15 protein-coding genes and 3 tRNA genes are annotated in these 16591 nt (G+C 43.6%); all 18 read right to left on the bottom strand.

What is annotated here, in order from left to right:
* Window positions 1–97 precede the first annotated feature (97 nt).
* The 18 genes from rpoB to tamL all read right to left on the bottom strand — a co-directional run bounded on the left by rpoB (window position 98) and on the right by tamL (window position 16560).
* Window positions 98–3910 carry a DNA-directed RNA polymerase subunit beta gene (gene rpoB / locus T426_RS0107675; protein ID WP_025865193.1) on the bottom strand — a complete coding sequence of 1271 codons (3813 nt, stop codon included), beginning with the start codon at window positions 3908–3910 and terminating at the stop codon, window positions 98–100.
* 102 nt (window positions 3911–4012) lie between these two features.
* The gene (gene rplL, locus T426_RS0107670; protein ID WP_027585488.1) at window positions 4013–4390 is read right to left on the bottom strand and encodes a 50S ribosomal protein L7/L12; all 378 of its coding nucleotides are present in this window, start codon (window positions 4388–4390) and stop codon (window positions 4013–4015) included.
* A 59-nt stretch (window positions 4391–4449) separates the two neighbouring features.
* A complete protein-coding gene (rplJ, locus tag T426_RS0107665; RefSeq protein ID WP_025865192.1) occupies window positions 4450–4971 on the bottom strand; it encodes a 50S ribosomal protein L10 in 522 nt (173 codons plus the stop codon).
* Between the two features lie 16 nt (window positions 4972–4987).
* The gene (rplA, locus tag T426_RS0107660; RefSeq protein ID WP_025865191.1) at window positions 4988–5683 is read right to left on the bottom strand and encodes a 50S ribosomal protein L1; all 696 of its coding nucleotides are present in this window, start codon (window positions 5681–5683) and stop codon (window positions 4988–4990) included.
* A gap of 16 nt (window positions 5684–5699) precedes the next feature.
* Entirely contained in the window at window positions 5700–6143 is a 444-nt protein-coding gene (gene rplK / locus T426_RS0107655; protein ID WP_027585487.1) for a 50S ribosomal protein L11, read from the bottom strand.
* Window positions 6144–6167: 24 nt separating this feature from the next.
* Window positions 6168–6716, bottom strand: a complete 549-nt coding sequence (gene nusG / locus T426_RS0107650; protein WP_025865189.1) for a transcription termination/antitermination protein NusG — start codon at window positions 6714–6716, stop codon at window positions 6168–6170.
* Between the two features lie 20 nt (window positions 6717–6736).
* Window positions 6737–6928 (bottom strand): preprotein translocase subunit SecE, encoded by a 192-nt coding sequence (secE, locus tag T426_RS0107645; RefSeq protein WP_025865188.1) that lies wholly within the window; start codon window positions 6926–6928, stop codon window positions 6737–6739.
* Window positions 6929–7086: 158 nt separating this feature from the next.
* Window positions 7087–8274, bottom strand: a complete 1188-nt coding sequence (gene tuf / locus T426_RS0107640; protein WP_027585486.1) for an elongation factor Tu — start codon at window positions 8272–8274, stop codon at window positions 7087–7089.
* A 63-nt stretch (window positions 8275–8337) separates the two neighbouring features.
* Window positions 8338–8409, bottom strand: a tRNA-Thr gene (locus T426_RS0107635).
* A gap of 8 nt (window positions 8410–8417) precedes the next feature.
* Window positions 8418–8490, bottom strand: a tRNA-Gly gene (locus T426_RS0107630).
* A 12-nt stretch (window positions 8491–8502) separates the two neighbouring features.
* Window positions 8503–8585: transfer RNA gene (locus T426_RS0107625), tRNA-Tyr, on the bottom strand.
* A gap of 253 nt (window positions 8586–8838) precedes the next feature.
* Window positions 8839–9141 (bottom strand): ribosome hibernation-promoting factor, HPF/YfiA family, encoded by a 303-nt coding sequence (gene hpf, locus T426_RS0107620; RefSeq protein WP_025865187.1) that lies wholly within the window; start codon window positions 9139–9141, stop codon window positions 8839–8841.
* Window positions 9142–9159: 18 nt separating this feature from the next.
* Entirely contained in the window at window positions 9160–10044 is an 885-nt protein-coding gene (locus tag T426_RS0107615) for a tyrosine-type recombinase/integrase (RefSeq protein WP_027585485.1), read from the bottom strand.
* 79 nt (window positions 10045–10123) lie between these two features.
* Complete coding sequence (gene rpsU, locus T426_RS0107610; protein WP_025865186.1) at window positions 10124–10315, bottom strand: 30S ribosomal protein S21; 192 nt, start codon at window positions 10313–10315, stop codon at window positions 10124–10126.
* A 137-nt stretch (window positions 10316–10452) separates the two neighbouring features.
* Window positions 10453–11370: a helix-hairpin-helix domain-containing protein gene (locus T426_RS25005; protein ID WP_025865185.1), complete on the bottom strand. Its 918-nt coding sequence runs from the start codon at window positions 11368–11370 to the stop codon at window positions 10453–10455.
* 96 nt (window positions 11371–11466) lie between these two features.
* The gene (locus tag T426_RS0107600) at window positions 11467–12816 is read right to left on the bottom strand and encodes a sodium-dependent transporter (protein WP_025865184.1); all 1350 of its coding nucleotides are present in this window, start codon (window positions 12814–12816) and stop codon (window positions 11467–11469) included.
* A 211-nt stretch (window positions 12817–13027) separates the two neighbouring features.
* Window positions 13028–14110 carry a class II fructose-bisphosphate aldolase gene (gene fbaA / locus T426_RS0107595; RefSeq protein WP_025865183.1) on the bottom strand — a complete coding sequence of 361 codons (1083 nt, stop codon included), beginning with the start codon at window positions 14108–14110 and terminating at the stop codon, window positions 13028–13030.
* Between the two features lie 131 nt (window positions 14111–14241).
* Window positions 14242–16560, bottom strand: a complete 2319-nt coding sequence (gene tamL, locus T426_RS0107590; RefSeq protein ID WP_148303793.1) for a translocation and assembly module lipoprotein TamL — start codon at window positions 16558–16560, stop codon at window positions 14242–14244.
* Window positions 16561–16591: the final 31 nt, after the last annotated feature.

The raw sequence follows: 16591 nt of genomic DNA, 5'->3' as shown, positions 1-16591 counted from the left end.
TCGAAAGAGTTTGTAAAGAATACAATATCTGAAGTATGGTGCTTCGGGTATACCGGGCATGTAAACATACCCGGTTTTCCCAAAGCTTAATATTCTACTACTCGAGGTTTACGCTCAATCCGAGTCCCCTGAGTTCGTGCAACAATACATTCAACGATTCGGGGATACCCGGACTTGGCATTGGATCGCCTTTTACAATGGCTTCGTAGGCTTTTGCCCTTCCAATGACGTCGTCGGATTTCACCGTCAGAATTTCCTGCAGGATGTGTGATGCACCAAATGCTTCGAGTGCCCAAACCTCCATCTCTCCAAAACGCTGTCCACCAAACTGTGCTTTACCACCGAGCGGCTGCTGCGTAATGAGTGAGTACGGACCAATCGAACGGGCGTGCATCTTATCTTCAACCATGTGACCCAGTTTCAGCATGTAGATAATACCTACAGTTGCCGGCTGGTCAAATGGTTCACCGGTTTCACCATCATGCAGAACAGTTTTACCGAAACGTGGTACACCTGCTTTATCGGTGTAATCCACGATTTCCTCCAGCGATGCACCGTCAAAAATAGGAGTGGCAAATGTCAATCCCAGTTCTTTACCGGCCCATCCCAGAACGGTTTCGTAAATCTGTCCCAGGTTCATACGCGACGGCACACCCAGCGGATTCAGTACAATATCAACAGGAGATCCGTCTGCCAGGAACGGCATATCTTCATCACGTACAATACGCGATACGATACCCTTGTTTCCGTGACGACCCGCCATTTTATCACCAATCTGCAGTTTCCGCTTTTTAGCAATATATACTTTGGCCAGCTGAAGGATTCCGGCAGGAAGTTCGTCACCAATGGTCACGTTGTAACGTTTACGACGCGCAACAGCTTCCGCTTCCTTGTACTTCATGATGTAGTTGTTCACAAGGTCACGAATCATTTCGTTCTTATCCTTATCGGTCGTCCATTTGTTCGGATTCACGTTCAGATAGTCGATTGACTGCAGTTGCTTCAAGGTAAACTTGGTTCCTTTCGGAATAATGTCCGTACTGAAATAATCTTTCACACCCTGTGATGTTTTACCATTCACTAGCGTGAAGATTTTATCATAAAGAATCTCGTTCAGCTTTTCAATCTCTGCTTCAAACTCACGGTCGATTTGCTCGAGTAAAGGCTTACTGGTGATTTTGCCTTTTTTCTCTTTCATAGCACGAGAGAAAAGCTTTTTATCGATAACTACACCACGAAGTGACGGAGAAGCTTTCAACGAAGCATCTTTCACATCACCGGCTTTGTCACCGAAGATAGCGCGGAGCAGTTTTTCTTCCGGAGAAGGATCCGATTCTCCTTTCGGAGTAATCTTACCGATCATGATATCGCCGGGTTTCACATTCGCTCCAATGCGAATCAAACCATTTTCATCGAGGTTGCGGGTAGCTTCTTCACTAACGTTCGGAATGTCAGAAGTGAATTCTTCAGCACCACGCTTTGTATCACGCACTTCGAGTGAATACTCGTCGATGTGAACCGATGTGAAGATATCTTCACGGACAATCCGCTCAGAAATTACGATAGCATCCTCATAGTTATATCCCTGCCAGGGCATGAAGGCAACTTTCAGGTTGCGCCCCAGTGCCAGCTCACCTTTTTGGGTGGCATACCCCTGAGTCATCAGCTCGCCTTTAATAACCCGTTGGCCTTTACGTACCATCGGGGTCAGGTCAATACAGGTACCCTGGTTGGTTTTCTGGTATTTTTGTAGATAATATGTTTTGGTATCCGAATTAAAGCTGACAAATCGCTCATCATCGGTCATATCATATTTAACGACAATCTTGTTCGCGTCAACATAGTCAATAACGCCGTCGCCTTCAGCAGCAATCTGTACACGTGCATCGCGTACAACATAGCCTTCCAGTCCGGTTCCTACAATCGGGGCTTCCGGGCGTAACAGCGGTACAGCCTGACGCATCATGTTCGATCCCATCAATGCACGGTTGGCATCATCATGCTCGAGGAAAGTAATCAATGATGCAGCAATCGATGCAATCTGGTTCGGACCAACGTCCATCAAAGCGATCTCTTCAGGACCAGCTACCGGATAATCGGCATCGAGACGCGATTTGATTCGGTTGTTCACAAATTCACCCTCTTCCGTCAGCGGTGCATTAGCCTGAGCGATGATTTTACCTTCCTCCTCTTCGGCTGTCAGGTAAATAACATCATCATTACTCAAACTTACTTTTCCGGTTTCCACCGTACGGTACGGCGTGGAAATAAATCCAAGATCGGTAATCTTCGCAAATACACAAAGCGAAGAAATCAAACCAATGTTCGGACCTTCCGGGGTTTCGATCGGACACAGACGACCGTAGTGCGTATAGTGAACGTCACGAACCTCGAAACCTGCGCGTTCGCGTGACAGACCACCAGGACCAAGAGCTGACATACGACGTTTGTGCGTCATTTCGGCCAATGGGTTGGTTTGATCCATGAACTGCGACAATGCATTGGTACCAAAGAAGGAGTTGATAACCGATGAAAGGGTTTTCGAGTTAATCAGGTCAACCGGTGTGAACACCTCGTTGTCACGTACGTTCATTCGCTCACGAATGGTACGGGCCATACGGGCCAGACCTACACCAAACTGGTTGTACATCTGTTCACCAACTGTACGTACACGACGGTTCGACAAGTGGTCGATATCGTCGACGTCAGTTTTGGAGTTGACAAGTTTTATCAGGTACTTGATGATCTCGATAATGTCCTCTTTGGTAAGAACGCGGGTATCCATATCGATATTCAGCCCAAGCTTTTTATTGATACGGTAACGTCCTACTTCACCCAAGTCATAACGAACTTCGGAGAAGAACAATTTTTCGATTACATCACGTGCAGTAGCATCATCCGGCGGTTCGGAGTTACGCAGCTGACGGTAGATGTGCAGTACTGCTTCTTTCTCCGAGTTACAGGGGTCTTTCTGCAAGGTATTGTAAATGATTGCATAATCACCTACATTCTGTTCTTCTTTGTGCAGAAGAATAGTTTTCGCGCCCGAATCAAGGATTTCTTCGACGTGCTCTGGTTGAATAACCGTTTCACGATCGATGATTACCTCGTTACGCTCAATGGATACCACCTCACCGGTATCTTCATCGACAAAATCCTCTACCCATGTTTTCAGAACACGAGCAGCCAGTTTACGACCAACAACCTTTTTTAATCCCGATTTCGAAACCTTTACTTCATCAGCGAGACCAAAGATTTCGAGAATCTCCTTATCGCTCTCGTATCCAATCGCACGCAAAAGGGTGGTAACTGGTAATTTTTTCTTCCGGTCGATGTATGCAAACATCACATTGTTGATGTCGGTTGCAAACTCGATCCAGGAACCTTTGAAAGGAATAATCCTAGCTGAGTAAAGTTTGGTTCCATTAGCATGTACACTCTGCCCGAAGAATACGCCGGGTGAACGGTGCAGCTGCGATACAACTACCCTTTCAGCTCCGTTAATCACGTATGAGCCACTTGGTGTCATGTATGGCACGGTGCCAAGATATACATCCTGAACAACCGTATCGAAATCTTCGTGCTCGGGATCGGTACAGTATAGCTTTAATTTGGCTTTTAAGGGTACACTGTAAGTGAGCCCACGCTCGATACATTCGGTAATCGAATATCGAGGCGGATCGACCTGATAATCGAGGAATTCGAGGACGAAATTATTTCGGGTATCAGTTATAGGGAAATTCTCCTGAAAAACGCTATTCAAACCTTCGTTTTTCCGCTCTTCAGGAGAGGTTCCCAACTGGAAAAATTCTTTGAAAGATTTAATCTGCACCTCCAGAAAGTCGGGGTACTCGAACCTACTCTTGGTAGATGCAAAACTAATTCTTTGATTTACAGTATTTGAAGACATTAGCGACCAAATTAAGGAACCTAAAATATAAACATAAAAAGGCTTAGAATCCCTTTACGGGATTCTAAACCGTATATAACCTCAGAACTATAGGTCAAAGTCTTATTTGAGTTCAACTTCAGCTCCAGCTTCTTCAAGTTGAGATTTCAGCGATTCAGCTTCTTCTTTCGAGACTTTTTCTTTGATGGCTTTCGGTGCACCGTCAACCAATTCTTTGGCTTCCTTCAGACCAACACCAGCTAATTCCTTAACCAGTTTTACTACGGCCAGTTTAGAACCTCCGGCAGCTTTAAGAATAACATCAAACTCAGTTTGAGCTTCTTCAGCGGCACTTTCACCACCAGCAGCAGGACCAGCAACGGCTACAGCAGCTGCTGCAGGCTCAATGCCATATTCTTCTTTCAGGATCTCAGCCAGTTCAGTAACATCTTTTACAGTCAGATTTACCAGTTCTTCTGCAAGCTTTTTAAGATCTGCCATTTTCCTCGAGATTTAAATATTAAGTGATTAAATTTTTTAACTCTAAATTGTAATAATAATTAGGCGTTACGCTCTTCCAATGTTTTCAATACACCAGAGATAGTTGATCCTCCAGACTGAAGAGCCGAGATAAGATTCTTGGCCGGCGACTGGAGCAGAGCAATAACGTCTGCAAGCAATTCTTCTTTCGATTTGATATTTACTAATGCATCCAACTGATCGGCACCAATATATGTTGACTCTTCAACATAAGCACCTTTCAATACGGGCTTTTTGTTTGCCTTGCTGAACTCTTTAATGAGCTTAGCGGGCACATTGCCTGTATTGCTAAACAGAATGGACGTATTTCCTTTCAGTACGTCATAAAGTGACTCGGTTTCCTTTTCAGAATTCTCGAGAGCTTTACGGAGCAGCGTATTCTTAACTACAATCAGTTTTACTTCACGCTTGTGACACATCCGCCTTAAGTCACTTGACTTTTCGGCATTCAGGTCAGCTATATCGGCCAAGTAAAAGTGACTGTATGAATTGATCTGCTCGGTTAATTGATCAATAACCTCTATTTTTTCGGATCTTTTCATCTCAATAATCTATTACTTAGTCCAAGCAAGACTTAGGTTCAACCTGAATCCCTGGGCTCATGGTACTGGAAACATAAATGCTCCGGATGTAAGTACCTTTCGCAGCAGCGGGTTTTAATTTCTGAATGGTATGTACAAACTCGCGGACATTCGCTTCGATTTTCTCCGACTCGAATGATACTTTTCCAACTGAGGTATGAACAATACCATATTTGTCAACTTTGAAGTCGATCTTACCCATCTTTACTTCCTGGATTGCCTTACCAACTTCCATGGTAACGGTTCCACTTTTGGGATTGGGCATCAGACCACGGGGTCCAAGAATACGACCCAACTGACCTACTTTTCCCATTACCGGAGGCATGGTGATCACAACGTCTACATCGGTCCAACCATTTTTGATTTTATCAATGTATTCATCCAGACCAACATAATCAGCACCTGCTTCTTTAGCTTCGGCTTCCTTGTCAGGAGTCACCAATGCCAGAACCTTGACTGATTTACCGGTTCCATGGGGCAAAGTCACAACACCGCGTACCATTTGGTTGGCCTTCCTGGGATCGACCCCGAGACGGACGTCTACATCAACGGATGCATCGAACTTCGAGCTGGTAATTTCTTTTACCAACGCTGATGCTTCCTGCAAAGTATAGACTTTCCCGGCTTCGAGTTTCTCCAAAGCAGCCTTTTTATTTTTGGTAACTTTTGCCATTTGGACGTTTACTTTTTTAGTTATTAAATGGAGAATCTCCCTTTACGGTAATCCCCATACTCCGAGCGGTACCGGCAACCATACGCATCGCCGATTCCACGGTGAAACAGTTCAGGTCAGTCATTTTGCCTTCGGCAATTTCCTTCACCTGATCCCATGATACCTCTCCCACTTTATTCACGTGAGGCTCCGGAGATCCTTTTTTTACCTTTGCTGCATCGAGAAGTTGAACTGCTACAGGCGGTGTTTTTACGATAAAGTCGAACGACTTATCGGCATACACGGTAATTACTACCGGTAATACTTTGCCTGCTTGCTCCTGCGTTCTGCTGTTAAACTGCTTGCAGAACTGCATGATGTTCACCCCTTTGGCACCAAGGGCCGGACCTACGGGAGGTGAGGGATTAGCTGCACCACCTTTAATCTGTAATTTAATTAATCCAGCAACTTCTTTTGCCATAACGTTTTTTTAGAAAAAGTTACGTTACTCCTTTTCTACTTGCATAAAGCTAAGTTCCAAGGGTGTTTTTCGACCGAAGATCTTGACCATTACTTTCAGTTTCTTCTTTTCCTCATTGACTTCTTCAATGATTCCATTGAAACCGTTGAACGGTCCATCGGTCACTTTGACGGTCTCTCCTACCACGAATGGCACTTCAAACCCTTCGCCACTTTCCTGAAGCTCGTCGACTTTACCAAGAATACGGTTTACTTCCGACTGACGCATGGGAACAGGTTCGCCCCCTTTGGTGTCACCCAAAAAACCGATTACATTGGTAATATTCTTTAGCATGTGTGGAATTTCTCCCACCAATGCTGCTTCAATCAGGACGTATCCCGGGAAGAAGTTGCGTTCTTTCGCTACCTTCTTACCGTTTCGGATTTGATATACCTTTTCCGTCGGGATTAAAACCTGTGAAATGTAATCTTGAAGACCAGCATTCGCAATTTCGTTTTCGATATATTCTTTTACCTTCTTTTCCTTTCCTCCGATGGCTCGAAGAACATACCATTTGCGTTGAATTTCACTCATTACGGTCCTCCAGAATCAAATTAATAGAATAAACTGTAAACAAATTTCATCAAATTCTCAAAAAAGAAATCGATCAAAAATATTAACAGTGCGATTATTAAGGAAGCAACCATTACTACTACTGCACTATTCTGTAATTCCTTCCAGGTTGGCCATGTTACTTTGTGTACCAACTCGGTATAGGCTTCAGCAAAATACGATTGTATCTTCATATCTGAATTTAATTCGTGTTATTTCTCTTTGCGAGATGTCGGGCAGGAAGAGTCGAACTTACCAGCAATAACACCCCCAATTGGGCTTACCCGTTGTAAATACAGTCCCGGACATAACGTCCGGGACTGCTTTATTGTTTAAGCTTTATGCTTTCAAATTACTCAACAATCTCAGTAACCTGACCTGCACCTACGGTACGACCACCTTCGCGGATAGCGAAACGCAGACCGAGGTTCAAGGCAACCGGGTAAATCAGCTCAACAGTAATTGATACGTTGTCGCCAGGCATTACCATTTCAGTTCCTTCAGGAAGAGAAATTTCACCGGTTACGTCCAGGGTACGCAGATAGAACTGAGGACGGTACTTGTTGTGGAAAGGAGTGTGACGACCACCTTCTTCTTTCTTCAGTACATAAATCTCAGCTTTGAATTTGGTGTGAGGAGTGATTGAACCTGGTTTTGCCAGAATCATACCACGCTTGATTTCTTTTTTGTCGACACCACGCAGCAACAAACCTACGTTATCACCAGCTTGTCCGTCATCAAGAATCTTACGGAACATCTCAACTCCCGTACAAACAGTCTTACGACCTTCAGCACCCAAACCAATCAACTGCATTTCGTCTCCGGTATGAATCACACCAGTTTCGATACGACCAGTAGCAACGGTACCACGACCTGTGATCGAGAATACGTCCTCAACCGGCATCAGGAAGTCTTTATCGATGTCACGTGGAGGCAGCGGAATCCAGCTATCAACTGCATCCATCAACTCCATCACTTTGTCTTCCCACTCTTCTTCACCGTTCAATGCACCCAGTGCTGAACCCTGAATAACTGGAGTGTTGTCACCGTCGAATTCGTAGAAATCGAGCAGTTCACGAACTTCCATTTCAACCAGCTCCAACAATTCCTCGTCATCTACCATATCCACTTTGTTCATGAATACGACGATTTTAGGAACGTTTACCTGGCGAGCCAACAGGATATGCTCGCGAGTTTGAGGCATAGGACCGTCAGTAGCAGCTACTACAAGAATAGCTCCGTCCATCTGAGCAGCACCAGTTACCATGTTCTTTACATAGTCGGCGTGACCAGGACAGTCAACGTGTGCGTAGTGACGTTTCTCAGTCTGATACTCAACGTGAGCAGTATTAATGGTAATACCACGCTCTTTCTCTTCAGGTGCGTTGTCAATAGAATCAAATTCTTTTACTTCAGACAGACCTTTCTTAGCCAGAACTTTGGTAATAGCAGCTGTAAGTGTTGTCTTACCGTGGTCCACGTGACCAATGGTACCAATGTTCACGTGGTCTTTGGTCCTTTCGTAATGTTCTTTAGCCATAACTCCAAAAATTAGATAGTGTGTTTTAAATTTTCTATTTGTTAATCATCTAATCTTTTTACGAGCCGATGACGAGAATTGAACTCGTGACCTCTTCCTTACCAAGGAAGCGCTCTACCCCTGAGCTACATCGGCAAAATCAGAGCGGGAGACGGGGCTCAAACCCGCGACCCTCAGCTTGGAAGGCTGATGCTCTATCAACTGAGCTACTCCCGCAAAAATTTCACGTGGGGAGAGCAGGATTCGAACCTACGAAGGCATAAGCCAGCAGATTTACAGTCTGCCCCAGTTGGCCACTTTGGTATCTCCCCATTTCAAGAAAAAAAGATGAACTTTTTTACTGCTTTCGACAATAACCGGGGAGTTCAGGTTTCAAACAAAACTCCTCACCTATTTACCTAACAGTTGTTTACCTGTGATAGTTGCGCTCAATCCAAAGCTACCTGCCCAAATCACGTCCCTATACACAGAACAAACCATTCCTAAGGAATTACTCCTTAAAAATGGTTTGCAAATGTAAAAATTTTTTTGCCTATAAAGCAAATTTACCACACTTTTTTTTAATTATTTAGCCTTTAGTTTTTCCTTGTATTTCTTGAGCTGACGACGCAATGCATCGATCGCCGAATCGGTCGCTTCTTCGAAGGTTCGGGCCTGCTTTTTGGCAAAGAGGTTTTCGTTGGAAGGAACGGACAATCTTATCTCCGCAACCTTGTTTTCCTTTTCCTCGTCATTTACCAATTTTAAAACTATATCGGCACCGATAATCCCGTCAAAGAACAAGTCCAACTTGTTTACTTTTTTCTCACAAAATTCGACCAATTTCTGATCGGCCTTGAAATGAACTGCTTGTACTTTAACGTCCATAATAGATCCTCCATTCGTTTAAGCTCTGGGGTGAGCTTGTTTATAAACTTCTTTTAGCTTCTCAAACGATGTATGGGTGTAGACTTGCGTAGCTGCCAGGTTTGAATGTCCCAACAACTCCTTGATTGCATTCAGGTCTGCCCCATGATTCAAAAGATGCGTGGCAAAAGTGTGCCGCAGGATATGCGGACTTTTTTTATCGAGTGTGGTAACTTTAGCCAAATGTTTTTTCACAGAACGATAGACCAGCTTATCGTATACCGGTTCACCAGCTGCTGTCATAAATAAAAAACAAGACCCTTCTCCGAAAAGTTCACGTCGTTTGGCAATATAGGCGGTTAAATCACGATTTATTTCACGTGGATAAGGAACCAGGCGCTCCTTATTCCTCTTCCCCAGCACTTTCACCATCGATTCTTCCTGGTTCAAATCTTCCATTTTTATGGCTCTCAGCTCTGCCAAACGAATACCAGTACCGTAAAACAGGCTTATCATGGCCTTATCGCGCAAGCCTTCGAAGTCATCACTGAAATAACGGCCATCGAGCAACCGGTTAATTTCGGTCTCCTGGAGGAACGAAGGAAGACGTTTGCTCACCCTTGGCGAAATAACACGATCCATCGGGTTCTTCTCCATCAATTCCTCCCGCATCATAAACCTGAAATAGGTCTTCAGCGTCGAAAGCTTCCGGTTAACGGTCCGGGCCGAAATATCCTGTTCCATCATGGAAATAATCCATTGCCTGACCAGGTGATAATCGACCGCCTTTAAACAAAAATCCTCCACCAATTCATTCCCGAAAGAAATAAACTGATCGAGGTCTTTTTCATAGGCCGCCAGCGTGTGCGGCGAATAACGCTTTTCGTATTTCAGATAATTCAGAAATGATTCCTGATTAAACATTGAAAAGGGTTAAAGAGATTTAAATTCAAGATACGAAAAAAAACGCATCCATTTTACATATCTCAGCCCTTAACATGCTTTAATCTTCCTCACGCTGCATTTGCTGAATATAGATCGCTTTTTTCACTTCCGTGCGACGCTCAACCGAAGGTTTGGTATAAGCCTGACGGCTACGCAGTTCTTTTACTACTCCGGTTTTTTCAAATTTTCTTTTGAAACGCTTGAGAGCACGTTCGATGTTCTCTCCTTCTTTCAAGGGAATTACAATCATACCGTTTCCTTATTACTTATTTATTCGAGTTTCTTTATTATTCCTGATTTCGGGTCGCAAATTTATGAATATTCCGTTACGAATCAAACTGTCAGCACGAAATAATTGGTGCCAACGACAAATAATGCTGCCGAAATTTACGGCGCAAAGATAATGTAAGGATGTAGTTTTTCAACTTTTTCAGGAAGGAAAATATCCTCAAGGACGTCAAAACTTTCAATCTTGCCCAGTTTCTCTCGTTTGTTCACGACCGCTTTAGCTTCACGATAGTTGATATAAGGATGACGAGCCAAATCGCCCAATGAGGCAAAGTTGATTTGAATGGGATGCAACGAGTCTTTTGCCACCTTTAAATAAGGCAGGGCTTTATTATAATGTTCTCCCCTCAGGCCATAAACTTCTTTTAATTGCCCTACCGAATAATATCCGCCCAGCAACCTACGGTATTTGACAATGCGTCCGGCCAACACGGGACCAATTCCCGGTAGTTTTTCCAGATCGACGGAATCAGCCCTGTTTAAATCGACAACCGGAATTGCTATTTTATCCGGAACGGCAGCTTGCAGCCGAGGCTTTTTAACTGCTGATGATTTCCGGAGAGGTCGATTCTTTACGATTCTCTTAACGCGAGGCATTGTATCCTCCACCATCCGGACGAAAGGCACAAGTTTCTCACTAATCGAATCAGACAATCCATAAATTTTCCCAACGTCTTCCGGCTTTCTGAAATGACCTCCTTTCCGGAGATAGTTCGCCCAATTGGATGCAGGCTTTTCCGGAATTCCCATCGCCATTAGCTCATCTCTGGTAACTTTGTTTGGATTGAATGGGACAAGATGCAATCGGTTTTTCTCTCTGGAAAGACTATCCAGATGTTTTTGATATGTCGCGACTTGCTCTTCCCACTCCGAAAAATCGTATTTCGGTGTTGGGATAATAATTGGTAACATCAAATTGATTCCGATAATTACCAACAAAATGGTGAGCAAAACCAATAGGCCGTTTTTCTCTCTTTTCGAGAAGCTAAAATATGTGCGCAAAAAAGAAAATTTCATTAATATGAAGTCTTGGATTGGCAACTTCCATATTAAAGTTACAAAAAAAGCTTCCTGTTAACCAGAAAGCTTTTCAATGAATTCAATATTATCGGATTAAAATTTCAGAATTCCAAGACTGTTCAAAAAGACAAAGGCGATCGCCACCGGTGCCAGAAACTTGATGATGAAATAGTAAACCTTGAAGAGTTTTTCATGTCCGCTTTCACCTTCCACTCCCTTTTTCATTACGGCCTTTTTAAGGATATAGCCGGCAAAAATGGTAATTAATAGTCCGCCGAAAGGCAACAGAATGTTGGAAGAAACGTAGTCGAGCAACTCAAAAGCGGTTTTTCCGAATAGTGTAACATCTTTCAGGGGTCCATATGACAAGGCGCTAAGAACTCCTAATATTCCCGCTGCAATCCCCGACAACCACGTGGCTTTTTTCCGGCTAATCTTTAATTCCTCGGAGAAATAGGCAACAATGACCTCTAATAATGAGATGGAAGATGTCAATGCCGCAATGACTAACAGGACAAAGAATATTAAAGCAAAGAAATATCCGCCGGGCATTTGCTGGAAAATATTCGGTAACGTAATGAACACAAGCTTGGGACCTGCATCGGGCTCAATATTAAAAGCAAAAACGGCAGGGAATATAGCGACTCCTGCCAATACCGCTATCAATGTATCGGCAAGCGAAACGGACGCCGCCGTACTCATCAATCTCTCTTTCCTGTTAATGTAAGAGCCATAGGTAATAATGGTTCCCATTCCCAGGCTTAGTGAAAAGAAAGCCTGTCCCAATGCTTCCAGGACTGTATTTCCGGTTAGCTTGCTAAAATCGGGTTTAAACAAAAACTCCAATCCTTCACCTGCACCGGGAAGGGTAATCGCCCGGATGTCGAGAATGATGATAATAACAAGCAAAACAGGCATCAGAATTTTAGTATACTTCTCAATTCCTTTGCTCACTCCTGCCACCACAATAGCTGATGTTAGAAAAAGAAAAATCAGCATCCACACAACAGGCCAAAACGAGCCGGAGACGAAATCGCCGTACATCGTATTCAATTCTACCGGATTTTTTCCTGCAAAGTTGTTTCTAACAGCCTGAAGTGTATACTCCAGCGTCCATCCGGCTACGGCACTGTAAAAAGATAAAATCATGAATGCTGCTGCCACTCCCATAATACCGACCAATGGCCAGCCAGTTTTGGGAGCCAGAAATTTAAATGTCCCGAAGGCGTTACGCTGAGCACTTCTTCCAAGCGTCATCTCAGTTAACATTAACGGAATGCCTATTAGGACAATGAAAAAAAGGTAAATCAGGAAAAATGCTCCTCCCCCGTTTTCGCCCAGGACATAGGGGAATCGCCAGATGTTACCAAGTCCGATGGCCGAACCCGCCGCTGCAGCAATAACGCCAAAACGACTTGTAAAGCTGTCTCTCTTTCCTTGCATAAGGTGGTTAGTGTTAGTTCAATAAATTGAAATCGCAGATAATCTCAATTTAGAATAAATAAAAGCTTTTTATAATCAACATTTTACAGCGAGCAAATTTGTCATTTTTTTTCGGATTGCCCAAGATACTTCCTAACACGAACAAATGTATATAAACAAAAAAACCACCCGAAGGTGGTTTTCATATATGTATCGTTCGGTATGAACTTTCTTAGTCGCGATCGATAGCGTTCAGTGCTTCAAAAGCTTCTTTCAAACGATCAATCACACCCTGCTCGCCGGCACGCAGCCAAACACGAGGATCGTAATATTTCTTGTTCGGTTTTTCTTCACCTTCAGGGTTACCAATCTGCGATTGCAGGTAGTCGTGGTTTTTAGCTTCGAATTCACGAACACCATTCCACATAGCCCACTGAGTATCGGTATCGATATTCATTTTGATAACACCATAGCCAATAGCTTCGTGGATTTCTTCAGGTTTAGAACCAGAACCGCCGTGGAATACGAAGTTAACGGGTTTCTTATCTTCGAGACCCAGCTTCTCAGCAATGTAATCCTGTGAGTTTTTCAGAATCACCGGAGTCAATACAACGTTTCCTGGCTTGTAAACTCCGTGTACATTACCAAATGAAGCAGCAACCGTGAAGTTCGGAGATACTTTGCTCAATTCGGTGTAAGCATAAAAAACATCTTCCGGCTGAGTGTACAGCAGTGAGTTATCTACTCCTGTATTGTCAACTCCATCTTCCTCACCACCGGTGATACCCAATTCGATTTCAAGAGTCATACCCATTTTGCTCATGCGGGCAAGGTATTTTTTCGAAATCTCGATGTTTTCTTCCAGTGACTCTTCTGACAAGTCGAGCATATGTGAACTAAACAGCGGTTTGCCGTATTGTTCGAAATGTTTTTCACCTGCATCGAGCAATCCGTCAATCCAGGGCAACAGTTTCTTTGCTGCATGGTCGGTGTGCAGAACCACGTGCACTCCGTAGGCTTCAGCAACCGTATGAATATGTTTTGCAGCTGAGATTCCACCCAGGATAGCAGCTTGCTGACCTTCGAGTTTCAACCCTTTACCTGCATAAAAAGCAGCACCACCGTTTGAAAGCTGAATGATGACCGGTGAATTAACAACTTTGGCAGCTTCCAAAACTGCGTTAACAGTATCGGTTCCGGTTACGTTTACTGCCGGAAGAGCGAAGTTGTTTTCTTTGGCTACTTTAAAAATGGTTTGAAGGTCTTCCCCGGTTACAACACCAGGTTTAATGTCTTTGAATAATTTTGCGCTCATAGCTCTTATTTTACAGGTAGATATAACTTACTATAAATAACCTAATTCTCTTGGTTATCGTTTCAAATAACCGGTTGCAAAGGTACGAATAAAAAATGAAATAATGTTTTACAACACCTGTTAAAACTACGTTAAAAGGGATACCCTATTGCGAAGGTAACGTTGAAATCATCAGTTGTATACGGGCGGTTACCAATGATCCATCTTGAGCCTGCCGGACGTGAAGGATCACATAGTTTCATTCCAACATCCAGTCGAAAAATCACATATGAAAAATCGAACCGAAATCCGGTTCCTGTTCCCACTGCTAATTCATTATAAAACTTGTCCAAACGAAACTCGGTTCCCGGGCGGTTATCATTCAACGACCAGATATTACCGACATCCAGGAAAAAGGCTCCTTCCAGCATACCAATCATCTTATAACGATATTCAATATTACCTTCCAACTTAACATCTCCTGTTTGATTCGGGAAAGCATTCGGATCGGCTTTATAAGTACCTGGACCAAGTGAACGAACCGGCCAGGCACGAATGTCGTTGGCACCTCCGGTAAAGTATTTCCGCTCGAAAGGTACCTGCTTCGAGTTACCGTATGGAACTGCAATACCGCCAAAACCACGAATGACGACCGTATTGTACTTATCGAGTACCCAGCCACGACGATACTCCAGATCGGTTCTGACATACTGAGCAAATGGTGTTCCCAGGAATTTATACTGGCCTCCTGCTAACGTGTCCGTCAGTTCCTGGGGGCGGTTTGCCAGTTTGCTGTATCCATATAATGTATTCCCGGCTGTTTCGAATGAGGCACGCAAATATTTATAGTTGGTTCTCTTCTGCAAGCGCTGTGTATTATATGTATAAATGTAATTAAACGATGAAATGGAGTGATCGGTATATGAGCTACGGATATACAGATTTTCGATGGATGCAATGAACTCCGGATCGTATGAAAACATTTTCACCAGATTGAAATCCAGCAAATTGATTCGGTGTGTTGAGAACTCGGACGATTTCCACTGGTAGCCAAAACTGGCACGTGCAATGGTCCGGGTGTAATCGGGACGACGCTGATAATTGTATGCCAGACTAAAAAGCGTTTTGGGCGTAGAGTATTGAAACAGTCGATTTGATCGAATCGGAGCCAAAAATTTGGGCAGCGTAAGTTTGGTTTCGATACCTGTTTCCAGGGTATTAAAAAATTTGACAGAATCCTTCACACCATAGCTTTGCCGCTCGGTTGCTCCACGCAATTGTACATCGAGAATCTCTCCCCCCTTGAAAAGATTTCGGTGCTGATAATTTAAATTCCCGGCGACTCCCAGGTTCCCCGATGAATTAGTTCCTTCGAGCGAGAATGAATAAGATTGCTTGGTAGACGGGGTCAATTGAATGATACAATCGAGCATAGAGTGCCCCAGTGAATCCCGTTGCCCGGTATCCTCGAACTGAATATTAATTACTTTGAATAATCGCAACAACGATAGTTCATTGTAGGTGCGCTCTACTTCACTCACCTTATAATAACCCGCATCACCAATATGGTTCGCATTGATGAGCAAATCAGGACGGAAACGCAACGATTTTTTATAGATGAAGTAGTAGTTGTCAACTTTCAGCGTATCCTGCGGGACCATGTCCATATTCAGGTGCTCACCGAATAGTGCTTTACGGGGTTCATATTCTGTCAAGAAATAGAAATTCCGGAATGTAAACTTCGTATGCGGCTGATATTCGATATTGCCCAGCGAGTCCTGTATTTCCTGCTCTCCAACCAGCATGGTTACGGCCGATTGCCGTTTTCCCAAAGTTGTATCGGCCTCATAGGAAATACTGTTACGATTCATCCGATAATAACCTTGATCCTTTAATGTACGAACCATCCGCAATCGCTCACTGGCCAGTTTATCCATGTCCAGATTTTCACCGACATGAACCGTCGACAATGTCGAATCCTGATGTACGATTGTCTGGAGTGAGTCGTCAAGCACGTCAACCTTGTAGCGACTGATTGTATAAGGTTCATTGGCGGTAATGCGATAGACGACTTCAGCCTTTTTCTTTTTACGATAAACCGTATCGGTTACCTCTGCATCATAATAGCCCTTGTTGTGCATGTACCGTTTCAACTCTTCGTCTGAACGCCTGGTCAGGAAGGGATCGTATATCACAGGTGCTTCACCTATGCGCTTCAGCCAACCGTCGTTTTTCTTTCGTGACGATAAGTTGTAAAGTGCCAAATGAAACTTCCAGAATCCGAGAATGGAGGTGTTGGGGGTTTGCCGAAAATAATTTTTTAATTCCTGTCTGTCAATGTTTTTCGTATCAACTTCCACCTTCACTTTATTCAACAGGTATTGGTCCTGCGGAACAAATTTCGTTGTCCGGCACGAAAAAAGTAGTAAAACCAGAAAGGCCAATCCGGAAATCAGCTTTATTATTCTCAACAAATCCTTCAATACACTGAAAATTGGAAAC

This window comes from Prolixibacter bellariivorans ATCC BAA-1284 (genome assembly GCF_000621705.1).
Lineage (GTDB): Bacteria > Bacteroidota > Bacteroidia > Bacteroidales > Prolixibacteraceae > Prolixibacter > Prolixibacter bellariivorans.
Note: the sequence above shows the minus strand (reverse complement) of the source record. Positions and strands in the feature narration are given on the sequence as shown.